Here is a 22,489-nt window from a genome sequence, read left to right as displayed (position 1 = left end):
TCCCGGAACCCTGGATACAATGATTGAACTCAAAGCGCCATGATCAGCCATAAGGCAATGCTACAACAGTATTTTAACATAAGGAACTTTAGAAACCCCGTATGTTCACATGTTTGTCACAGTGAAAATAATGTTATCGATAGGCAGAAAACAGCGGAGTATCTAAAGTGTAATACTCCGCTTATAAATATTAACTTTTTAATCTGAGAAGTCTCATGCTGTTTAAAATCACGAGTAAAGCTGCACCGGTATCGCTCATGACAGCAATCCATAACGTAAGCCAGCCAGGGAAAATCAAGGCTAAAGCGACAAACTTAACAATCAATGAGAACCATATATTTTGTTTAATGATTCGTAGCGCTTGGCGACTCAAATGGATGGTGTGAGGAAGTTTTTCTAAGTTATCCGCCATTAAAACAATATCCGCTGTTTCCATGGCGGTATCGGTTCCTGCTCCCCCCATGGCAATTCCAAGGTCTGCGGTTGCAAGCGCTGGAGCGTCATTGATCCCATCTCCCACCATGGCCACTTTACGACCTTCTTGTTGAAGCTTCTTCATCGCAGCAACCTTATCCTCTGGCAACAGCTCCGCGAAATAACGGTCGACATGGGCTTGGGCGGCAATCTTCTTCGCCGTCCCTTCGTTATCCCCGGTTAACATCACCAACTGTTTAACCCCGATATTTTTCAACTCCGATATCGCTCTTACGGTTACGTCCCGAATCGAGTCTGACACACCAATCATTCCTAATAATTTGGTTTTGGTCCCGATAAGAACAATGGTATTCCCTTCCTTTTGCAGAGTTTGAACTTGGCTTTTCCTTTCACTTAATGAGAGATTAAACTCTTCAAAAAGCTTGAGATTTCCAGCAAAATATTCGGTTCCATCGATGGTGGCCTGGGCCCCTTTTCCAACGATCGCTTTAAACTCTTTTCCACTTCTTGCTGGAATGTTATGCTCTTGCGCGTAGTTCAAAATCGCTTGGGCAATCGGGTGTTTCGAATGCTCCTCAATGGTTCTGGCAATGGAAAGCAATTCTTCTTCCGTACCCTCAAACCGGATCACTTGGGACACTTTCGGTTTGCCTTCCGTTAACGTTCCCGTTTTATCAAAAGCAATCGCATGTAAATCGCCCGCTATTTCCAGGAAGGTCCCTCCCTTGATCAATACGCCGTTCTTTGCCGCATTCCCAATAGCGGATACAATGGCAACCGGCGTCGAGATGACCAGAGCACAAGGACAAGCTACCACTAACAATTCTAATGCCCTATAGAACCAATCGCCCCATGTTCCCCAACCCAGGATCGGAGGAAATATCATGATCAATATCGCGATCCCGAACACAATGGGGGTGTAAATTTGAGCAAATCGATCGACAAAAGCTTGAGTTGGAGCTTTCTTTTCTTGGGCTTCCTCAACGAGGTGAATAATACGCGAAATCGTGGTATCCTCCACCAACTTGGTTACCTTCACTTCTAATGAACCACTTTCGTTTACCGTTCCGGCATACACCGTATCCCCGATGGTTTTATCTACCGGAATGGATTCCCCGGTGATCGGAGCCTGATTAATACTCGAAGCTCCATCCAGGATCTCCCCATCGAGCGGAATCTTTTCCCCCGCTTTAATGACGATAACATCCCCAACAGTCACATCTTCAACAGGTTTTCGAATCAACTCCCGGCCCGATTTCACCCAGGCTTCTGAAGGAGCCAAATTCATCAAATTCCGGATCGAATCCCGAGTTTTTTCAATCGATTTATTTTGCAGCATGACGCCAAAAGCGAATAGCCATAGCACCGTGGCTCCCTCGAGCCATTCGCCTATAAAGGCAGCGCCAATCGCCGCCCCTGACATCAATACATTCATATCCAACGAGCCGCTTTTAATAGCATAGAACGCACTCCTGGCCGGTTTATAGCCAGTCAATACAAGGACTATCGCATAGAGCCCCGTAACAAGTAAGGGTGAAGCGTCAAAATAAGAGCCAACGAAACCCAGAGCCAATAAGATCCCTGTGAACGTTACAAGTTGAGTCCCTTCGCCTTTCCCCGTTGACTCTTCCACTCTGCCTTTTCGTTTTGAAACAGGAGTAGCTTTGAATCCGGCTTTCGACACTTCCTTCAGGACCTCTTCGACATTCATCTCATGAACAAGTTTCATCTTACTGGTTGAGAAGTTTACACTCACTTCTTCCACGGAAGGAAGATGAGTCATATGTTTTTCAAGCGTCACCGCACAAGCTCCGCAATCCATTCCTTCAATAAGAAAAGTTTGAGAATTCCCTTCTGTATCTAGCGGTTCTGCGGAAAATCCCAACTTTTTAATTTGTGTTTGGATATCATCTGTAATCGTTGCATCATCTATAAAGACCTGCATCTTAGCTGTGCTGTAATTCACTTGCACATGATGGATGCCTTCCATCTTTCCAAGGCTTTTTTCAATGGTTAGAGCGCAAGCTGGACAATCCATGCCCTGTACCCGATACTCGAACAATTGACCGTTAGCATCGATTAGATTTTGTAGGGCAGGCTTTTGCACGTCACCACATGAATCATCACTGCAGCATGAATCTTTGGGTTCAGACTTAACCGCAAACTGTAAAGGAATAGGTTCCGAGCAAGAACCAGAATCACAACATACATCTTTTTTTGGATGATTAGACATTTTGATTCATCCCCATATTGGAACTCTCATTGCTATGGATAAACGCCAATTGAATCAATCGTCTTACATGGTCATCATCTAAAGAATAAAAAACTAACTTGCCTTCTTTGCGATACTTAGCCAACCCCATGTTTCGAAGCAAGCGAAGGTGATGAGAAGCTGTCGCCATGGTACAGCCAACAATATTAGCTGCATCACATACACAAAGCTCACCTTCCTGGGATAACGCATAAGCAATTTTTATTCGTGTATCGTCAGCTAAGGCTTTGAATATTTTAGCTACAGAAAGCGTATCTTGTTTTTCAAGGTCTACCTTTATTCGACTCACTTTTTCTTCGTCATAACAAAATATCTCACACAGATCCCGTTCGTTTTTGCCATCAGTCATGAAACCCACCTCACAATCAAACGTTGTTTTGACTATCATTATATTCCTCTTCACCAAAACGGTCAAACAATCATTTGATTATCTAGCCTAAATTATATCAAATTCAGTATCTCTAATAAGCCATACAAGATCATTAGCATACCCAAATAAAACAAAGCTGTGAAGCCTGTAAACGGGTCTAATAAAAAATCTAAAATAGCCATGAATTTTCCCTTTGAAGAAGTAGCCTTTTTAATTTCGGGAATATGAATAAATAAAGAAATGATTACACAAATAACTCCTGCAATGATGAATAAAGTCCCCAATGTTTAATCCACCTAACTTACATTTCATTCAATTAGTATACGGTTGCCATCGCACGCAACCGTTCATGTCTATGGAGGTACCATTTAAAGTGTCCAATAAGTGTAAGTATCACTGATTCCCCATAGAAGGAAGACAATTCCCGCAAGCCATTGTACTCTTCTACCCCACTGTTTGGTTTTCTTGATGGCTACTCGATCTAAACCAAACCCGATATACAATCCAATGATGATAAATAAAGGAACGACGGTTCCTATCGCGAATATGCTATTCATATTTCTTAGAAGAAAGAGGACGTCATCATTGGATTGGAGAGTACCCTTGATGAAATAAAAAAGAAATTAGGTTTAACCTAAAAAAGGAGCCCACAGCTCCTTTTGGCTTTCTTCAACCTGATCACTTGCCGTCATTCATCTTCTTGATAGCATCCTTCATCATCATCCTGAATCCAATTGTTGAAGCAATTAAACCAATCGCAGCTCCCGCAAGCGAAATATATAACATGTTCACTTCTTTATCCCCCAAACTCTACTAGATTCCCAACATCAAACTAATATAACTTTATCACTCATACCCCATCTTAACATAAATCATGTCCACCTTTTCAGTGTAAAAACCCTACCATTTCCTTACCTTCAACAATTTTATTTTCCTGTACATATCTCCAAACATGACGGGTTCGTCAGCTTGGACGGCAACTGAATGAATATATCTAGCGAATGTCTGTTCAAAATTCAATCCGATATCGGTACCTAGTAGCGAAATAAGGGGACGAATCAATTTTTTCCCAACAGATATTTGCTTGTTTTTAGGGGCGAATTTATCGAATAGTAATATTTCTCCGCCTTGTTTCGTCACTCTGACCATCTCTTTCAGGGCTTTATCTGCATCTGGAACCACAGATAAAATAAGACTCCCTACTACTAAGTCAAAAGACTCCTCTTCAAATTCGAGTTTTTGAGCATCCATTTCCAAAAACTCAATAGAAGACTGATTGAATTTTTGTTTAGCTTTATCCAACATATCCTTAGAAAAGTCAATCGCCGTTATTTCATAATCGCGATGTTGAATCCGTTCTAAATCTGCTCCGGTTCCAACTCCCACAAACAAAATTCTTTTTCCTTTAAACAATTCGATATCCTTGACCAACTTTTCCCTTGCTTTAAGAAACGCTCCGGAATTAAAAATTTTATCATAGAATGGAGACCATATTTTATAAATCATTTTGTTCCATTGATTGTTCATTTTTTAACCTCTCCCTATTATATAAAGAATAAGAGTGGAATCGCGGCTACTCCGAGTGCCAAATACATAGGCATCCATTATCGGATGACTATACTTGCATTTCTGCATGTTGTAGTCGAGATTTTTCCACCTGTATTGTGTTATTTCCTTCTCTAGCGTGGTCGTGACCATGATGATGGTTTCCATGGTAAAATATACTATCTTTAAGAATAGTTCAAGTGTTTTTTTCCTTTTCCCTGGCATTCGGATTTCCCTTTTAGGAACGCATTACTTGTCTATGTTATGCTAAATTTGTGTCAATTGCTTTTAAAGAAGGATGGTACAGATGAGTTTACTTGAAAAGTTCTATTCCATTATCATTTTATTATCTGTTGTGCTAGGTCTTGGTCTGGGTAACTTTATGATCGTTGCAAATGATGCAGACCTATTCATTGTTCCTTTATTGATCGGGATGCTTTACATAACCTTTCTACAGATACCGATAGAAGATATAAAAGATTCCTTTAAAAATATTAGATTTACTTATGCAACTGTTATCATGAATTTCGTTTGGACACCTTTGTTCGCGTGGCTTTTAGCCTATATTTTTCTAGCAGAGCATCCAGCCCTTTGGATTGGATTTATCATGTTGATGGTAACTCCTTGTACCGATTGGTACTTAATCTTTACGGGTATGGCAAGAGGGAATGTCGCCTTATCAACGACCATCCTGCCACTAAACCTCATCCTTCAAGTTCTACTATTACCTCTTTATTTACTCTTATTTGGTGGAGCTAAAGGCACAATCGAAATCTCTTTCTTAGTTGAATGCGTCTTAATTGTGTTGATTATTCCGTTGCTACTGGCTTTTATAACAAAATCGATTCTAAGCAAAAAGAAACACATAGAGGATAAAATTTTATCAAATCTAAGCATTTTTCCTATTATCTTTTTAAGTCTCGCCATTGTAGCGATGTTTGCATCACAAGGGAGTTTGTTATTAAATCACTTGGACTTATTATTGAAAATCTTAATCCCCATTCTCCTGTTTTTTGTTGTCAACTTTATGATTGGCCAGAAGGTGGCTAGTCAATGTCAATTTCCTTACGAAGATAAGGTGAGTTTTAACTTAACCACGTTGGCAAGAAACTCCCCGATAGCCTTAGCTATTGCGATGACGGCCTTTCCTAACCAACCTTTAATTGCCTTAACCTTAGTCATTGGACCGTTGCTTGAACTCCCTATACTAGCCTTAGTTGCCCAACTGTTATTACTTCTCAGGAAAAGAGAGGATAAAGAGAAGCACACCACCTAATCTGGGGATGGTGTGTTTTTTTTCAGGTATTGAAGGATTCTGTCCGTTAATTTACTAAATATAAAAGATCGTCCTTAGAAATTAGGACGATCATAACCTTTAGAGAAGAATATTAAATTATTATGTTTTGATTCCATTCAACACAGTTTAGCTTCGGTATGACGCATAAGATTTCCACCCGAAACAATGGAGCGATGTCGAGGATGCTCAGAAAGAATGGAAGACATCAAATTCTTAACTGCGGGTTGTTGGGAAGCAAAAATTTGATCTTTGTCCCGACATAATTCCACGAGCTCCCCTTTCTCCATCACCGCCAACGTATCTGAAATGGAGTAAGCCGCTTTAATGTCGTGGGTGATAAAGAGGTAAGAAAGGCCAAAAACAGACTTTAATTCTCGTAATAAGCTCAAGATATGCGTCTGATTCACCATATCCAAACTACTTACCGACTCATCTAATACAATCAGCTTCGGTTTTAAAGAGATTGCTCTTGCGATATTGATTCTTTGTAGCTGTCCACCGCTGAATTGGCGGGGATATTTTTTCATATCTTCCGATTTTAGCCCGACCTGTTCCAGTAATTCCGCTATCGTTCTTTTTTGCTCTGCGGGAGACAGTTTCTCGTAATTTTCCAAGGGTTCTCCGATAATCTGTTCGGCCGTCATCCGTGGATTTACCGAGGAGTAACAATCCTGGAACACGACTTGAAGATCCCGTCGGAGCCGCATGCGGGTATGCTTATCCATGTTGTAGAGGTCCTGTCCTTGAAAAAGAACCATGCCTTTTTGTGGCTTTTCCAATCCAAGGATCACTCTTCCCAACGTGCTTTTCCCTGCTCCGCTAGTCCCTAGAAGCCCCATGCACATCCCTTCTTCTATAGAAAGGGTAACATTGGAAAGAATCGTGGCTTGTCGTGACGCCCGCCAAAAGAATCGGGATGAACCATAGCTATAAGTCACTTCCTTCACTTCCAGCAAACTCATGGGATCACCCCTTCCTATCAAACTAGCTTCTTGATCTGTTCCTGAATGGGAATAGACGGCCTAGCATTTAGTAGTTTCCTTGTATATTCATGCTGGGGATGATCAAAGAGCTGGAAGACATCCGCTTTTTCTACGATCCGTCCCTTGTAGATGACAGCCACTTCGTCTGCGAGTTCAGAAATGACACCTAAATCATGGGAAATCAAAAGAATAGACGTTCCGCATTCTGAACGGAGTCGATCCAATTGCCTCAGCACTTGCAACTGGTTCGTCACATCCAGTGCTGTTGTCGGTTCATCAGCAATCACAAGGGATGGGCGCAGGCTCATCGATATTGCAATCATGACTCGCTGAAGCATCCCTCCGCTCAGTTGAAAAGGGTACTTCCGCATCAGCTCATAAGGCTGGGGCAGATTCACAGCATCCATCGATCCTGCCGCCAACTCAATGGCTTGTTTTTTGGTCAAATCAGAATGGGTTCGGATCGTTTCGATGAATTGATCACCGATCGTATGCACCGGCGCAAAGGCATTCATGGGATTTTGCATAATGAAGCCGATCTCTTTCCCCCGAATGGCCCGCATGTCCTCCGTCGCCAAACCATTGATCTCACGGCCATGCAATCGAATACTTCCTTCCACACAGGTGGTTTTCCTATCCAGAAGCTGTAACAAGGACATACAGGTAATCGTTTTGCCGCTGCCGCTTTCCCCCACAAGACCAAGGACCTCACCGGGTTTGATCTCAAAATCAATATCCTGAACCAAGGGAAGCATTCCTTGCTCCGACCTTACCTTGACGTTTAAACCGCTCACCTGCAAAACATGGCGATGTTCCTCCATCATTAGCCTCATTCCTTTAATTACGTCGTTTTATGCCATATCGGTCGGATAAAGCTTCACCCAACACATTAAATGTCATGACAACGAGCAAAATCATGATACCTGGATATAGCATTAATTCCGGATGGCTCCGTATAAAACCTTTTCCTTCATGAATCATAGCTCCCCACTCCGGCGTTGGCGGTTGAATACCAAGCCCTAGAAACGACAAGGCAGAAATATCCATGATCGCCCAACCCATCTCCAGCGTCCCCATGACGAGAATCGGAGGAAGCACATTCGGAATCATATGCCGCCTGATAATTTTCCATGGCGAAGAACCGCTGATTCGAGCTGCTGTAATAAAGTTCTGCTCCTTCAGACTCACAACCATGTTGCGGAACATTCTAGCATAATACACCCACTGCACCATCATTAACGCCAAAACGACCTGCCACAGTCCTGGTCCTAATAATCCTACAATCCCAAGTACGAGCACGAGATTCGGGAACGCCATGACCCCCTCACAGAACCGCATTAATATAGCATCCACCCATCCTCCTTTGTAACCTGCAATCGTTCCAACCAGCAATCCGATCCCTAAAGAGGCGATGAAAATTAAGGTGGCAAAACCCAATGAAACACGGGCTCCATAAAGAATCCGCGACAGCGTACAGCGTCCCAAATGGTCGGTGCCTAAAGGATATTCCCACGAGGGCGGATGCAGCTTCAGCGCCAAATTCACATGAATGGGATCATTTGGAGCAATCCATGGGGCCATAATGGTCATGACGAATAAAAAAAACAAAATGACCGAGCAAACGACCACGGTCTTCTCACTTTTGAGGACGATACGAACACTCGCAATCAATGGTCGGTCCTTCCTTTCCATGAAATACGGGGATTCATGTACAATTGCACGAGATCCACAATAAGATTGCATACAATGAATAAACAAGCCGCCAGAAACACGTAACATTGGATCACGGGCAGATCGCGATTAAAAATCGCATCGACAAAATAGCGTCCGAACCCTGGCCAGGAAAATACTTGCTCCACGATAATCGTTCCGGTAAGCAATTTGCCCATATTCATACCCAAGCCTGTAATCACCGGTGAAATGGCGATTTTCAGAACATGCTTGACCATAATGACTCTTTCTTTAATTCCTCGCGTTCTCGCGTATAAAACATAAGACTCTTGCATTTCTTCCAGTACACTTGCACGCAGTAGCCGGGTATAGATCGCGATCAACGCCAAAGATAACGTGAAGGTCGGAAGCACTAAATGCTGCCACGAGCCTCTTCCTTCGACCGGAAATAAATCGAGTTTGACCGAGAAGAAAAAAATCAATAAGTAACCGAGCCAAAACTGCGGAATGGAAGCACCAAAAAAAGAGAGCAGCCTGCTGAACGTATCAATCAGGCTGTTTTTATATACCGCTGACAAGAAACCTAGTGGAATACTTATAAGAATGGATACCAAAATACTGCTAACGGCGAGTTGAATTGTTGCAGGCAATCTCGCTGTTACCTCATCCCAGACCGGCTCATTCGTAAGATAAGATTTCCCGAAGTCAAGTCGGGAAATCTTAATGACCGTTTGAGCATACTGGATAATCAGAGGCTGATCCAAACCGAATTCTTTTCTTTTCTCAGCTAGGATTTCCTCCGTCGGATGAATACGGGCTGCGGTTAAATACGCTTCGGCAGGGTCCACTGGTGACATCCGGATAAGTAGAAACATGATGAGAGTGGCAAAAAGAACAATGGGAATGATAGCGAGAATCCGCTTTGCGATATAGCTAACCATGGATGGCCTCTCTACCCATTAGTTGCTCGTATCAATCCCGTAGAACGGGTGTTCATCCCGATTCGCCGGGAAGATAAAGTTTGTCACCTTATCATGATAAACAACGGTTTTCTTAATGTAAGAAACGGGCACGATCGCTGATTGCTCCTGCAGAGTCTTTAGGATGGATCCGTATAGCTCTTGACGCTTTGTCTCATCCGTAGAAGTAAGTGCCTCACTGACCTGTTGATCCAGCTCTTGTTTCATAGGCAGGTTGGTATGGGCTTCCGAAACCCCCCATCCTTTTTCAGCCACAACATTAATGAAAGAATGCGGATCATAAGGCGCTCCGTAGTTGGTCCAGAAGTCCACGTCAAATTCACCTGCTCTGCGTTTTTGGATTTGAACCGTCAGTTCAAGACCCGTAATGTTCAGCTTAACACCAATGGCCGCCCATTCGGCTTGCGCGGTTTCCGCCATCGCTTTTTGAATCGGGTCCGTCTTATCGTAGATTAATTCCAGCTCAAGGGGTTGGCCGTCCTTCTCCCGTACGGTTTTTCCAGCAGGCAGCTTCCAGCCCGCTTCTTCAAGATAAGCCGTCGCTTTTTCCACATTATATTCGATTGGCTCTACATCAATATTGGTATAAGGGAAGTTTTTGGATAGAATGTTATCCGCTTTTTCCTCCAAACCAAGTGTGATGCCTTCCACCATGGCTTGTTTGTTAAAACCGTGATGGAGAGCTAAGCGCACTCGCTGATCAGCCAACTTTTCGTTTGATGAATTTAACAGCATGCTTCTGGTTCCCACAGGCTGAGACAGATCTGTTGTGTATTTGCCGGATTCTTTCAATTGATTAAAGGAATCCATACTGATGACGCCTTCCCCATAGATCAAATCCAACTCGCCTTTCTCAAAGGCCATTACACGCGTCTCTGGGTCTGGAATGATCTTTACGGTTACTTTTTCAATCTTAGGACTCTCTCCCCAATAATTCGGGTTCCGGGTAAACACGGCATATTCGTCTTTCTTATAATCGGTTAGCATCCAAGGTCCAGTTCCGACTGATTCTTTTACTCCCTTCGAAGTGTCGCCATCCTCCGGGAATCCGGCTTCACCCAGGAATCGAACCGGGCGAACTAAAGATAAATCCTGCAATGCCGGGTAATAAGGCTCCTTTAACGTCATTTTGAATGTCAGCTCATCCACAGCCTCGGTCTTATCCAAGGCATTGATGACACCAAGCCAGCTATGTGATTTGGAGTTTTTCATCACTGCATCAAAGTTCTTTTTCACGATAGCCGCGTTAAAAGGCGTCCCATCCGAAAACTTCACATTGGGACGGAGCTTGAAAGTGTACTCTTTGCCGTCCTCTGATATCGACCAGGATTCAGCAAGATGGGGGGCCAGCTCGCCTCCTTCTTTGTAGCTGATCAAGGGTTCAAAAATCATCGATTGCGCAATTAATTGCGAAGGATTGTAAACATGGGGATTCATCGTCCCGATGTCCCGCGGCCAAGATAGTGTGACGGACTTCTCTGTTTGCTCTGTTTGTTGTGCTGCTTCTTTAGCTGTCGTTGTCGTCTCTTTCTCGGAGCATCCAAGTAGAGCGGCAGACATGAGAACACTCATGACGGAAACTAAAATAGTCTTCCTTTTGAATTTGAACATGATGGAATAATTCCTTTCGAATGACATTAATAATGATTATCATTAATTCTATCGATGAGTTGTTTTATTGTCAATAATTTTTATTCTCAATTAAGAAAACTAGCTTATACACTCCTAATAAAACCGTTGCAGATCCCGCAATTAGAGTAAACCAAAAAAAGAAGCAGCACACAGCCGCTCCTCCACCATTTTTTCATCTAGAAAACTAATGACCGTTATAGCTTGAGCTCTATTAAGAGGTTCATAGGGTCGGAAGTAGCCATCAGGAAAGCCCTTCATCATTCCGTCTTGCAAGGCAATTAGACAGAAGAACGATTCCTTATGATTCATCTGTAAATCCTTGTACTTTACCAAATTCTCTTGAAGTATCTTGTCGTTAAGCTTCAAATTTCTTTGCCCCATCGTACCTTCCGGATGGAAAGTTTCGAAGAGCGCCGCAGCTTCCCACCGTTTAGAAGGTTGATTAAGGAATGGACCGACTTCATTCTTATTTTTAGGTAACTCCCATAAAGTTTCCAAAATCAATAGCATCCCTTGATCTAAATACCCTTCCTTTGCTAGCCAATGGTTCACCTGGGGTGAAGTTGAAGATGGCTTTAGGTTCATGAACTTTGCTACAAGAAAAATCAACTCGGCTTTCGATATGCTTTGATTGGGTCTAAAGGTTCCATCCGGGTATCCGCTAACCAGACCCTCCCCTACATAATAATGAATCGTATCTTCTGCCCAATGTCCTTGAGAATCTTTGAATTGAGGAGCAGCTTGGGTTGAGTGAGCGGCCATCGAGAGCAGAAGCATAGATAGTATCAGTAATTTTTTCATGGTTCTCCCCCAATATAATATGTATCCTATTTAGTTCTACTATCAAACTAAGAGCAGTCGATCGAACCTGTTAGATGAATAATGGAGTAGGTGTTGTTCAGCAATCTTGCTCGTTTTTTGAGGAATTAAAAATGGCTGCCGAAGCAACCACTATTGAAGCAACGAATTCAAGTTAGTTATACGTAAAGACTTACACATTAATTGCATATTATATAAATAATGTGACAATAAGTCATTATTTCTTACCTTTTCGTTCTAAAAGTATAGGTGCTATATTTAGTAAGATAGAAACCATTGTCAAAAACCATAATGCCCTTTCCATACCAGGAACTACATCTAATAAAGCCGACCAATCTTCTGCTTTTACCCACCCAGATACAAGACTGTATTCTGCACAAAGTGTTAAGGCTGTAAATGTTAATCCCATCGCCATAGCAAGCTTATAATCCTTTCCTGTTGTATACATATAAAGATTTATAAAAGTTACTACTATTGCAATAACCCCTAATATTACCCACATAACTATACCTCCATATATTTTTATTTATGTCGTGTAATAATATATTTTATAGTAAATGCTCTTCCTTTTATGATTTCTTATTGAACAAACCTCTTTAACAAAAAGAATAAGCAGCGATGACAGACTGCTTCTTTACAATCGATCTATAAGAAATATCTAAACAAGCTCATTATTTCTCTAGTTATAACGCTTAGTAGATTTAGAAAAAACTGTTGCCAAACTATCTATAACTCCCTATGCTTACGGTGAAAATAGAGTTGGAAGAGCATTTAAAGATCAATCCTTGAAATTGGTTTCAAATATTTTTTAGGATAGATAAGTAGGGATAGAAACTCCATGCTTGATGTTGCGTGCCATTGCTGAAGGTTAAGAAGATCCTGATTTCACCTTGTGCTGTCCGAATGAGGCTCGGATTCCGACAGACTCGAGCTTTTTTCACCTTGCGCTGTCCGAATGAGGCTGGTATTCTGACAGGTCCGAGCTGTTTGGGGCTTGCCCTGTCCGAATGAGGCTTGCCTTAGCCTCTGTTTAACTGCCTCTTGGGTTAGGTGCACTTATTAGTTAAGCTGGAATAGTTCCCGTTCCATTTTGACTGTCTTCAAATGGTAATAGCGAAGTCGTCCATCAGGACCTAACGAGAGTTTTTACCTCTTCTAGATTATTTTGAACCTCAGTTAATCCCTCAAGAATAGCATCATTGGATTCCATCTTTACTGCCATCCAAGCGAGTTGGTTAATTTGTGATCGAATATCATATAATAACCATTCAATTTCCACATAACCGTTTTTGTTCTGAACCATTACTAAAAACCTCCAATTGTTAATATTTCATATGTACCCCATATACTAGACAATAGCCAAATTACTGATATTAGGTTCTACCGTTTTCTGACTTGGTCAATCCCTCCGCAATAAATTGAATCATATGCTCTATTGCTGCGGGAAACACAGCAGCACCCACTTCCTGTCTGATTAGAGGAAGCATGGATAAGCAACGATGTATACCCATGACAGTTTCAGGGTCAATGGGGATAATTTTTTTTTCCTCTTGAAGTTTTTTAATCAGAGGTACAAAAGTTGAATTATCTTGGTTTATTAACATACTTAATTTTTCAGGAGCTAATTTTCGTACAAGCTGTTCCATCTCTTTTTTTTCATACATATTTCGATGAAAGGGGTTCATCTCAAAATATCGAAACGTACCACGACACACCTCAATTAGCATCTCCTTTGCATCGTCATACGACTGCATAATTTCTGTAAGGAATTCATTAAATTTAGCCTCCTCCTTCAACCAAATCTCAAGATATAGATCCTCTTTTGTTTCATAGAAAGCATAGAAAGATCCTTTAGATATCCCACAAGCGGTTGCTATATTATCAATCGTTGTCTTTTTTAGGCCATATAAAATAAATAGCTCTGTGCCTTTTTGGATTAAGTTCTTCCGGATATTCACTTTTTCTAGTTCATTAAATCTAGGCACTGTCTTTCCACCCATTTTCTTTTTAATAGTTAGATGGTATCCTTGAAACATTTCAACACCAACATAAACATATGACTAATTTTTAAATTTGGTCATAAAAGGATTATAACTACCCTAGAATAATTTGTAAATACATGTGAACCGATTGCCAATCTTCGAAAAAGCAAATACCCTGAAAAGAAGCTGTACTCATAAAGGTGTTTGGGTCACGATTGGTTAAGAAAAAGACTGTACATACGTTTCTATTCCTACCATAAAAAGATAATGCCCCCTTATATTAGGGGGCACTGCATTCTTATTAGCAACATCCTATTAATTTTTCCGTACCATTACAAGACACACTCTTTACTTGAGTGCTTTTTTTATACTTAGCCGCAAAGAATTTTTTCAGGTTGTCAGGAACTACATATGAATCCTTCACTTCGTTGTTCTGACTCTCCTTAGCACCATATACTTCTTTTAAGATGGCATTCATGATTAGTGCTTTAGGGGCTTCTGTATATTCATTCCCTTCATAAACCCAGACCCGACAATCTACATTGGTTCCCGTAATCGAACCGCAGGAATCGCAGCTACTTTCTTTTGTTGTTAAATCGATATCCTTTCCGTTAATTCGAATGCTAGGCGAACTAACGAATTTCAATGCTTCTGCCTGTTTTTCGTTTTCAATCAGGATGCTATTTACTTTCACATCGTATCCCGTGGTAGTCAGGAGACTTACCACCTCAGTCATCACCTGATCTAAATTCTCTTCTGTTCCTTTGCAACGAGTGCAAACATCCAGATCGATATACATAAAATCAATGGTTAACTGTTTACTTTCCTTTTGCTGAGCAACTTTTTCTTCGGACCCGCATCCACAAGAGTCGGATCCTTTGGTTTTGTTCATTTGGCAACTTGACATAATTAAAGCCTCCTATTTCCTTAAATGATTACTTTCACTTAAGAAGACGGAGGCTATTTAAAAAGGACGCAGCTTTAATTCATTTTATCTCGAATTTCTTTACAGGAGCAATTAGCCTTATTCACCTCATAATCCAGGATATTTCCTTGATTATCGAATTCCAAATGGCAACATTCCAAAAGTATATGTTTTAATTTTTCTCTCCCTCGCTGTACCCGTGACTTGGCCCCGGAGAGGGAAATGCCTAATTTAGCAGCTAATTCCCTTTGAGTCAGATTTCCATACTCAGTATGTAGAAGGGCTTCTCTATCATTTTCAGGGAGTTGTTCTGTCAAATCTTTTAACCATGAAGAGACAATTTCATTTTTATTTCCATCGGCAGGCAAGCTGTTCTTATCTATTAACTTGTCCTCTATCTCCACAACTAACAACTCAAATTGGTTCTTCCCGCGACTCCGATAAAAATCTATAATCGTGTTCCTGGTTATTTGAAACACCCAAGACCGCAACTTATCTTCTTCTTTGAGATTGGGTAGATGATGATGAATTTTGATAAAGACTTCTTGAAGAATATCATCGGTATCTTGTTCGTTTGATACACGGCTCTTAATGAACTGCTTGAGGATGTTTCTAAAATCTTGCCAAACCGTAACAAGATTAACCTGTTTAATATCAATCACCTCTTTATTTTAATCCATTCCAACAACACGACTTCTTCTCTCGAGAAGAACTACATCACGCCAAATTCCATTCATCTTTCCTATACGTTCACGTCGACCTACTTCTCGAAAATCATGCTTCTTATGTAGTTGTATACTGGCTTCATTCTCAGGGAATACTCCCGCATTTAGAGTCCAGTATCCTTTTTCTTCTGATTTCTTAATTAGTCCGTTTAATAGCACGCTTCCAATGCCTTTACCCTTAGCTTCTGGATGCACATAGACACTTACCTCACCGACCCCAGCATATACGCATCTGTCGGAGACGCGTGACAATTTGCACCACCCTAATATTGTATCTCCATCATAGGCTACTAAAGAACACCCCATAACAGCACTCGAAATCCATTCTTCATAGGGAGGAGACTTGACTTCAAAAGTGGCATGTCCAGTAGCGATTCCGGCTTCATAAATTACTTTGCATTGGTCCCAATCCTTCTCTTGAATTTCCCTTATTAAATACATCATTAACACCTCCAACCTTTGTGTTCAGTTTTATATTATAAAGATAATATTAATTCATAATTTCGTATACCCCAACCTTATTGAGCCATCGAATCCCGGAGGAAGCGGTATAACCACTTAATGAAACCATCAGAAACTATGCGGTAAATTACATGGTTTAGATTACACCCCTGAAAAAGTAGCAACAACTACAGCGGTAGCAGCTTAATTTTAAGGTACTGAAAGAAAGTTGGCTTATTCGTAGGATTTCAACAGGGACCAGATGTACTACATAAAAGGTCACTGATCCGCTAAGCAATGGGAGGTAGTAGTTGTTATTTGGAGGAAGTCTTGAGTATTCTTCTAAATCACTTAAACTTCCTTGAATAGATAAATTCTGTAATCGGTAACGTAACAAAAGTTAGACCGACCATGATGAGTAAAGGATAATTATCAATGTCGTTCAAATTAGATACACCTTCAGAAACAAATAAGATGAATGCTGACAAAATCATCAAAGCAAAATACCCTATCTTCGCACTCTGTGTCTGAATATGCCTATCTAACTCGTCTTTTTCTCCCCCTCCTTCATGTTGTCCCCAAGTAATCCAGTTAAAAAAATAGGATAGTAAAAGAAAACTAAAAAATATAGAACCTCCATCAATAGTTCCAAACCTTACCCATTTGTATAAGGAAAATCCTGAAACAATAATAAAAGCAACAAAGGCTAACATGCCCATGATTTTTTTTGAACTATCCATCCCTTTTCTCCCCATCCTTTCTACTAATAAATAATGACTCCATAGTTACTCCTAAAACCCTTGCAATATCAAAAGCTAATTGTAAACTTGGGTCATATTTATTGTTCTCAATAGCGTTAATCGTTTGTCTACTTACACTGCATAGTTCAGCTAATTTACCTTGTGAAATACTCTTCTTTTCTCTGAACTCTCTTATATTATTTTCCATCACACATAACCACCTATATAAATTCGTCAGGTGTAAAAGGTTTTTTACACCTTGATTATAAAATATGGCAATCAGGGTGTCAAACATATTTTACACCTTGATTACCTTGTTTTTTCTTAAAAAATAGACTCCTGTTAGTGAAAAAGGCTCGTATTCTGACAGGCCCGAGCTGTTTTAGGCTTGCTCTGTCAGAATCAGGCTCGTATTGCAGCGACTGGCCCCAGATCCTCATTAGCTAAATACCAAAAACGGTTGCCGTTGGAAAGCAACCGTCGTGTACTATTAAGTCCCCGTTAGAACCCCAATGTTCAATCACCCTTACTATTTGTGTACGTGTCCATCTAGATTCACAATGAAGGTAGCCCATCCTCCGCCAATGAGGATTAGCTCTCGCCATGTGACCATACAGGCTGATCTGTCGCAATGGTCCAGAATCTTCTCAATCAAGTTGAACATGGTTTTATCCCCCAATTCACATGAACTGGTCCACCCCACAAAGGGCATTCCAGATCCGTTCCACATCTTCGCCCTTGGTCCGCCAATTACTGAATGCAGCTCGAATCCCCGGTATTCCCTGATAAATAGTAGGTGTCATAAACACATGACCTTCTTGGTTCAGACGTTCTAGAAAACGCTTGATATCCTCAAAAGTCATAGGTTTATCCCTCATTGCAAGTGTAAAACATACTACATTAAGTTTGGTAGGCGCTAATAACATAAATGTCTCACTCTCTTGTATTTTCTGTGTTAATAGCTCTGCCAAGTAAGCGTTACTTTCTACGAGCTCTTGATACCCGGTTCTTCCATACGCCTTTAATGTAAACCATGCTGGCAAGGCACGAAAACGTCTAGAGTTCTCAGGAGTAAGATGGATAAATTCCGGATGTTCAATCGCGTTCCCTAAGTAGGCTGCGTGGTTTTGAAAGACTTCCACCTGCAATGGTTTATGCTTACTAAACTGCATAGCTGAATCATAAGGAACATTTAGCCATTTATGTGCATCGATCGTAATCGAATCCGCTTGATCCATACCTTCTACTAAATGACGATATTTCTTAGAGCAGGCAGCAAATCCACCAAATGCAGCATCAATATGGAACCAAAATGAATACTTATCTTTTAATTGTCCAATGGCGTGTAAGTCATCATAATCAACAGTGTTTACGGTTCCAGCATTCGCTACGATGATGCATGGTTTATTTTTGTTTTCCTCCAAAAATTTCTGAAGCTTGTCTATATCTACAGCCTCTCTGTTTGGCAAACAGGGGATTAAATGAACACTTTTCCTCCCCATCCCGAGCATCGACAGAGACTTGTAAATACTAGAGTGTGGTGCTCCACTTACTACTTGAATGGGAGGTACGTTATATAAACCCTCTTGAGAAATATCCTTTGCGTACTGGTGTGCAACCCATTGTCTAGCCTGAGCTAGACCAACAAAATTGGCCATTGTTGCACCCGAAACAAACGCACCGCTAAATTCCACTGGCAGGTGAAAGAGTTCCCTCAGCATGGAAATCGTTTCAATTTCCATTAGGCCAGCCGCAGAATCCTCCAAACCTGTCACGTTTTGATCGTAAAGACTAACTAACCAATCTCCCGCCATACTGGCAGGTGTAGTCCCCCCTGTTACGAATCCTAAATAACGAGGGCCTACACTTCCACTTAATTGTTTGGAATAAGTAGACTGGAATTGCTCGAGAACTTGCAAGGCTCCATGACCTTCTATGGGTAATCCATCATAAAGGTCTCTATTGGGATTGACCGATGCAGGACGAAAATCTAATTCATCAAAAAATTGCGTGGCATGTTGAACGACACGATCAAGAATGTTTTTGATATCTTGCTGATCCTCTTCCATTTTCCTTACCATTTATGTTTCAACTCCTTTATAGTAGGTAATTCTCTGTATTAGTAGGGTTTCACGACTGAAATGATATCCCTCGTCCCCCCTTCGTCTATTAGCCAACTTTCTCCCTCCAATTGCCAATGTAGGGGCGAGTGTCATTTATACAATAGACTGTAGTCAAAATACTAAGGAAGCCAAGTACCCAGCATCAGAACGGAGAAATTTCTTAGTCCATTCCATGATTCCATCATAACTCTTGTCATACTATTCAGTAAAATATTAAAAACCGATCCTTTCCATCGATAATAAAGATGGCAAACTCAAACTCCAACAACAGAGAGGACTTTATCCACCCTTTCTACCTGGTATAAGAATGAACTGACCTGGGTTAATGCATAATATAGACTTGCAAAAAGACTACTCAGTCGTTAAAATAACAGTACATAAAGACGGGGTAGTCTTTTATAATTTCAGGAGGTCATGAACATGCCCAAAGTATCAGATCAACATAAAGAGCAACGAGCCAAATTAATTTTGCTCGCGGCAGAAAATGTATTTAAAAGAAAGGGATATGAACTCACAACGGTTCAAGATATTTTAGACGAAGCAAAGATTAGCAAAGGCGGCTTCTATCTCTACTTTAATGGAAAGGACGATGTGTTCGCTGAACTTGAGAAGCAGTTTGAACTATACCTTTTTAGTAGTAAGAAGGAACATCTTAATCCCATTGAACAATTAGAAGCCTTGATTCAGGGAGTTATACATGTCATTAACGATCTTGAGAAAACCATTTATCCCATTCTGTTTGAATATTACTTAGAGTCTTACCGAAATGCAGAGAGAAAAGAATCTCTAGAGCGACGTTATGAACGTTCATTAGCAGAAATCGTATCGATTCTAGAGCGTGGAATGGAACAAGGATTGTTTAAACCACGAATATCCACTACCTCCATCGCAAGAATGTTGATGACCTATCTAGATGGTCTTGTTTGTGATTCGATGCAACTTGGAAAAGAAAAGATTCATTTCGAAGAACAGGTCCTGGTGATCAAGCAAATTATGAACGATTTATTAGGAAAGGCGGATCAACGATGCTAATGCTAACCCTAAGTCTTCTTTATACTGGCAAGGAGTTAAAAAAACGCGACCTGGAGGCATGTAATCCATGAAATTTGACAATAAAGTAGCTCTAATCACTGGTGGAACATCGGGCATTGGCTTTGCAGCAGCGAAGCAATTAGCAGAAGGTGGCGCAAAAGTTGCCATCATCGGAAGAGATCAGAACAAAGGCGAGCATGCCTTAAGTGAATTAAGGAAAATTCATTCCGATGTCATGTATCTATCGGTGGATGTGACGCAATCTACAGAAGTAAAAAAAATGGTAGCAGATACCATTGCACGATTTGGAAAATTAGACATTGCCTTTAACAATGCGGCCAATGATGAAGTCCGCTCTCTACCTACACATGAGTTCCTTGAAGAAGATTTTGATAAGCTCATCCTGGTTACGTTAAAAGGGGTTTGGCTTTGTATGAAACATGAAATTGAAGCGATGTTGCGAGGAACTGGAGGGACCATTGTCAACACATCATCTGTCGATGCTCTATTATGTTCGGCAGGAACTGCTGTTTACGCAGCGGGGAAAAGCGGTGTAATTGCCTTAACCAAATCCATTGCACAGGAATATGGAAGTAGGGGCATACGCATAAACTCCTTATGTCCAGGAGCCATTCGAACTCCATTACTAGAAAGGAAATTCCTACACTTAACACCTGATGAGGTTCATGCTGTAGAGGAGAAATATAATAGCTTCAATGCCTTGAAACGAATCGGTCGGCCGGAAGAAGCGGCATCTGTAGCGACTTGGTTGCTATCTGAAGAATCATCCTATGTAACTGGTCAAAATATAGTTGTGGATGGCGGGATTCAGGTGGTTGGTTGATAGGCTGCCCCTTTAATGGCAGCCATTTTTATTAAAATTCAATAGCTCGTTTGCTTCTACTACCTTAGACGGTGAATTTTCAGGAATCACATACCTTACTCTTGCTAGTTTGACTAGTTTTGAATGTGGCAAATCTTCATGTAGACGTTCGGCCACTCAGTCTATTAAATGTTATAATTCTATGTGTACCAATGGGTCCTAACCTATGACTTTCATAGACTCAAAAATACAAGATAGGAGAAGATTATGAAGCATTTAATAAAGAAAATGGTTGTTGCAAGCTTATTGGCTTCGTCGTTAAGCGCTGGTCCTGTATTTTCCACTTCGAGTCAGGATGTTAAAGTGAACATCGATGGCGAACTCCAACAATTTAACCCACCGGCCATACTGCGGGGCGGAAAAACTTACGTTCCTCTTCGCGCCGTTTTTGAAGAACTTGGGGCAGAAGTTGAATGGGACGCTAAAAATCGAGAAGTACATATAACAAAAGATGGGGTAAAGTCTAAGTTATATATCCCAACATATATCCAAATTAATGGAAGATTGATGATCCCATTACGTAAGGTTAGTGAAGAACTTGGCGCGGGAATTGCTTGGGACGCGAATACCCGAACAGTTCTGATCAACTCCGACGGTTCTCAGCCGCAAGTTACGCCAGTTCAAAATGCAACCACTCGAAAATGGAAAACAATTGAGTACAAGAATCAAGAATTTTCTGCCGTGAGTAAAACAGCTTGGAAATCGGATGGAACACTCCTTGTCGGTACGGATAAAGGTGTTTGGAAACAAGTCAACGGGAAGTGGAGTCCATTAGGTAACCATAAACTCTTTAAGGATTGGATTACATACCTCGAACAGGGAAAAGACGGAAGGCTGCTTGCCATTGAAGGTCACACCAAACTATGGATTTTTGACAACGATTCATGGGAACAGATTCAACTACCTGAAGTGGATTGTTTCATCTGCGGTAAAAGTATTTGGCGTGCCAATTTCTCCACAGAGGGAGAAATTGTCGTTGAGTTTGCAGATTCTAACTATCCTGGTTTAGGGTCATATAAAGATGGAAAATGGTCTCAATATGAAGATGATGCCCTTGTCGATTTCTATACCATCGATTCTATGAACTGGTTGCCTGATGGTACAATGTGGACAACAAGCGTTGATGGTTTATTACGTAGAATTGATGGAAAGTGGGCTAAATTCCCTGTTCCTGAGGGGAGTTTACCAGATTACTATATTTCGACTTCCCAATCCGGTAAGCTCGCATTAGGAACCCATGCAAACGGTATGTTTGTTCTCGAGAATGATCAATGGATCAGACCAGGCGGCGCTTCCTACCCTACTCCATTAAAAGATCGCGGAGTACGGCTTCTTGCATGGTCAAATGACGATGTCCTTGCCGTACAGGCCCATAGCTTATATGGAAACGTTTGGATTTTTAAGGACGGATCATGGACAGAGATTACAGCTGGTTCTCCAATAGCCGCTCAAGAGGTCTTTGAACTCTACTGGACTCCATCCGGACAACTAGAGCTCTGGACAGATTCCTCTGGAATCTGGTTGTACGATCTGAAGTAACAGCGAATCCGAATAGTCAATCTGATCTAACGGGTTGCGTTAGAACTATTAAACTCCCGTCTGAATGCAAGCCTCATTCGGACAGAGCAAGCCCA

Annotated in this window: 24 protein-coding genes; 4 read left to right on the top strand and 20 right to left on the bottom strand. The window is 41.2% G+C overall.

The annotated features are described in order from the left end of the window. Positions 1-190: 190 nt before the first annotated feature. The 4 genes from EIZ39_RS22350 to EIZ39_RS22335 all read right to left on the bottom strand — a co-directional run bounded on the left by EIZ39_RS22350 (position 191) and on the right by EIZ39_RS22335 (position 4,604). Positions 191-2,668: a heavy metal translocating P-type ATPase gene (locus EIZ39_RS22350; RefSeq protein ID WP_129203072.1), complete on the bottom strand. Its 2,478-nt coding sequence runs from the start codon at positions 2,666-2,668 to the stop codon at positions 191-193. Further along, entirely contained in the window at positions 2,661-3,056 is a 396-nt protein-coding gene (locus EIZ39_RS22345) for an ArsR/SmtB family transcription factor (RefSeq protein WP_129203070.1), read from the bottom strand. Before EIZ39_RS22345 ends, EIZ39_RS22350 begins: the two co-directional genes overlap by 8 nt. 389 nt (positions 3,057-3,445) lie before the next feature. After that, positions 3,446-3,634: a hypothetical protein gene (locus EIZ39_RS22340; RefSeq protein WP_129203068.1), complete on the bottom strand. Its 189-nt coding sequence runs from the start codon at positions 3,632-3,634 to the stop codon at positions 3,446-3,448. Positions 3,635-3,977: 343 nt separating this feature from the next. Continuing rightward, positions 3,978-4,604: a class I SAM-dependent methyltransferase gene (locus EIZ39_RS22335; protein WP_129203066.1), complete on the bottom strand. Its 627-nt coding sequence runs from the start codon at positions 4,602-4,604 to the stop codon at positions 3,978-3,980. Between the two features lie 325 nt (positions 4,605-4,929). Here EIZ39_RS22335 and EIZ39_RS22330 point away from each other — a divergent pair, with 325 nt between their 5' ends. Next, on the top strand, positions 4,930-5,898 hold the full coding sequence (locus tag EIZ39_RS22330; RefSeq protein ID WP_129203064.1) for an arsenic resistance protein: 969 nt from the start codon (positions 4,930-4,932) through the stop codon (positions 5,896-5,898). A 137-nt stretch (positions 5,899-6,035) separates the two neighbouring features. On the opposite strand, the gene nikE is transcribed toward EIZ39_RS22330, so the two are convergent. The 16 genes from nikE to EIZ39_RS22260 form a co-directional block, all read right to left on the bottom strand. Then, entirely contained in the window at positions 6,036-6,881 is an 846-nt protein-coding gene (nikE, locus tag EIZ39_RS22325) for a nickel import ATP-binding protein NikE (RefSeq protein ID WP_129203062.1), read from the bottom strand. Positions 6,882-6,898: 17 nt separating this feature from the next. Continuing rightward, positions 6,899-7,723: an ABC transporter ATP-binding protein gene (locus tag EIZ39_RS22320; protein ID WP_483296067.1), complete on the bottom strand. Its 825-nt coding sequence runs from the start codon at positions 7,721-7,723 to the stop codon at positions 6,899-6,901. Positions 7,724-7,739: 16 nt separating this feature from the next. After that, the gene (gene nikC, locus EIZ39_RS22315; RefSeq protein ID WP_205668614.1) at positions 7,740-8,573 is read right to left on the bottom strand and encodes a nickel ABC transporter permease subunit NikC; all 834 of its coding nucleotides are present in this window, start codon (positions 8,571-8,573) and stop codon (positions 7,740-7,742) included. Next, positions 8,570-9,514 carry a nickel ABC transporter permease subunit NikB gene (gene nikB, locus EIZ39_RS22310; RefSeq protein ID WP_129203056.1) on the bottom strand — a complete coding sequence of 315 codons (945 nt, stop codon included), beginning with the start codon at positions 9,512-9,514 and terminating at the stop codon, positions 8,570-8,572. Before nikB ends, nikC begins: the two co-directional genes overlap by 4 nt. 18 nt (positions 9,515-9,532) lie before the next feature. Further along, on the bottom strand, positions 9,533-11,164 hold the full coding sequence (nikA, locus tag EIZ39_RS22305; protein WP_129203054.1) for a nickel ABC transporter substrate-binding protein: 1,632 nt from the start codon (positions 11,162-11,164) through the stop codon (positions 9,533-9,535). A 141-nt stretch (positions 11,165-11,305) separates the two neighbouring features. After that, positions 11,306-11,986: an S-layer homology domain-containing protein gene (locus tag EIZ39_RS22300; RefSeq protein ID WP_129203052.1), complete on the bottom strand. Its 681-nt coding sequence runs from the start codon at positions 11,984-11,986 to the stop codon at positions 11,306-11,308. A gap of 235 nt (positions 11,987-12,221) precedes the next feature. Next, entirely contained in the window at positions 12,222-12,506 is a 285-nt protein-coding gene (locus tag EIZ39_RS22295) for a hypothetical protein (RefSeq protein ID WP_129203051.1), read from the bottom strand. A gap of 624 nt (positions 12,507-13,130) precedes the next feature. Then, positions 13,131-13,307: a hypothetical protein gene (locus EIZ39_RS26880; RefSeq protein ID WP_164985258.1), complete on the bottom strand. Its 177-nt coding sequence runs from the start codon at positions 13,305-13,307 to the stop codon at positions 13,131-13,133. 70 nt (positions 13,308-13,377) lie between these two features. Then, positions 13,378-13,989, bottom strand: coding sequence for a TetR/AcrR family transcriptional regulator (locus EIZ39_RS22290; protein WP_164985257.1), 612 nt, complete (start codon positions 13,987-13,989; stop codon positions 13,378-13,380). A gap of 298 nt (positions 13,990-14,287) precedes the next feature. After that, a complete protein-coding gene (locus tag EIZ39_RS22285) occupies positions 14,288-14,893 on the bottom strand; it encodes a DUF2703 domain-containing protein (RefSeq protein ID WP_129203047.1) in 606 nt (201 codons plus the stop codon). Positions 14,894-14,967: 74 nt separating this feature from the next. Further along, positions 14,968-15,573, bottom strand: coding sequence for an RNA polymerase sigma factor SigZ (sigZ, locus tag EIZ39_RS22280; protein ID WP_240675908.1), 606 nt, complete (start codon positions 15,571-15,573; stop codon positions 14,968-14,970). A 9-nt stretch (positions 15,574-15,582) separates the two neighbouring features. Further along, positions 15,583-16,080, bottom strand: coding sequence for a GNAT family N-acetyltransferase (locus EIZ39_RS22275; RefSeq protein ID WP_129203045.1), 498 nt, complete (start codon positions 16,078-16,080; stop codon positions 15,583-15,585). 344 nt (positions 16,081-16,424) lie between these two features. Next, complete coding sequence (locus EIZ39_RS22270; RefSeq protein WP_129203043.1) at positions 16,425-16,817, bottom strand: DUF2178 domain-containing protein; 393 nt, start codon at positions 16,815-16,817, stop codon at positions 16,425-16,427. Further along, entirely contained in the window at positions 16,810-17,025 is a 216-nt protein-coding gene (locus EIZ39_RS22265; protein WP_129203041.1) for a helix-turn-helix transcriptional regulator, read from the bottom strand. The genes EIZ39_RS22270 and EIZ39_RS22265 overlap by 8 nt, the downstream gene beginning before the upstream one ends. A 321-nt stretch (positions 17,026-17,346) precedes the next feature. Then, on the bottom strand, positions 17,347-17,481 hold the full coding sequence (locus EIZ39_RS27605; protein ID WP_255434047.1) for a hypothetical protein: 135 nt from the start codon (positions 17,479-17,481) through the stop codon (positions 17,347-17,349). A 16-nt stretch (positions 17,482-17,497) separates the two neighbouring features. After that, the gene (locus EIZ39_RS22260; protein ID WP_240675907.1) at positions 17,498-18,898 is read right to left on the bottom strand and encodes a pyridoxal phosphate-dependent decarboxylase family protein; all 1,401 of its coding nucleotides are present in this window, start codon (positions 18,896-18,898) and stop codon (positions 17,498-17,500) included. Between the two features lie 462 nt (positions 18,899-19,360). Here EIZ39_RS22260 and EIZ39_RS22255 point away from each other — a divergent pair, with 462 nt between their 5' ends. The 3 genes from EIZ39_RS22255 to EIZ39_RS22245 all read left to right on the top strand — a co-directional run bounded on the left by EIZ39_RS22255 (position 19,361) and on the right by EIZ39_RS22245 (position 22,394). Then, positions 19,361-19,972, top strand: coding sequence for a TetR/AcrR family transcriptional regulator (locus EIZ39_RS22255; RefSeq protein WP_164985256.1), 612 nt, complete (start codon positions 19,361-19,363; stop codon positions 19,970-19,972). Positions 19,973-20,039: 67 nt separating this feature from the next. Next, positions 20,040-20,816 carry an SDR family NAD(P)-dependent oxidoreductase gene (locus tag EIZ39_RS22250; RefSeq protein ID WP_129203037.1) on the top strand — a complete coding sequence of 259 codons (777 nt, stop codon included), beginning with the start codon at positions 20,040-20,042 and terminating at the stop codon, positions 20,814-20,816. A gap of 246 nt (positions 20,817-21,062) precedes the next feature. Next, entirely contained in the window at positions 21,063-22,394 is a 1,332-nt protein-coding gene (locus tag EIZ39_RS22245) for a copper amine oxidase N-terminal domain-containing protein (protein WP_129203035.1), read from the top strand. Positions 22,395-22,489: the final 95 nt, after the last annotated feature.

It is taken from the genome of Ammoniphilus sp. CFH 90114, from assembly GCF_004123195.1.
Taxonomy (GTDB): domain Bacteria; phylum Bacillota; class Bacilli; order Aneurinibacillales; family RAOX-1; genus YIM-78166.
Note: the sequence above shows the minus strand (reverse complement) of the source record. Positions and strands in the feature narration are given on the sequence as shown.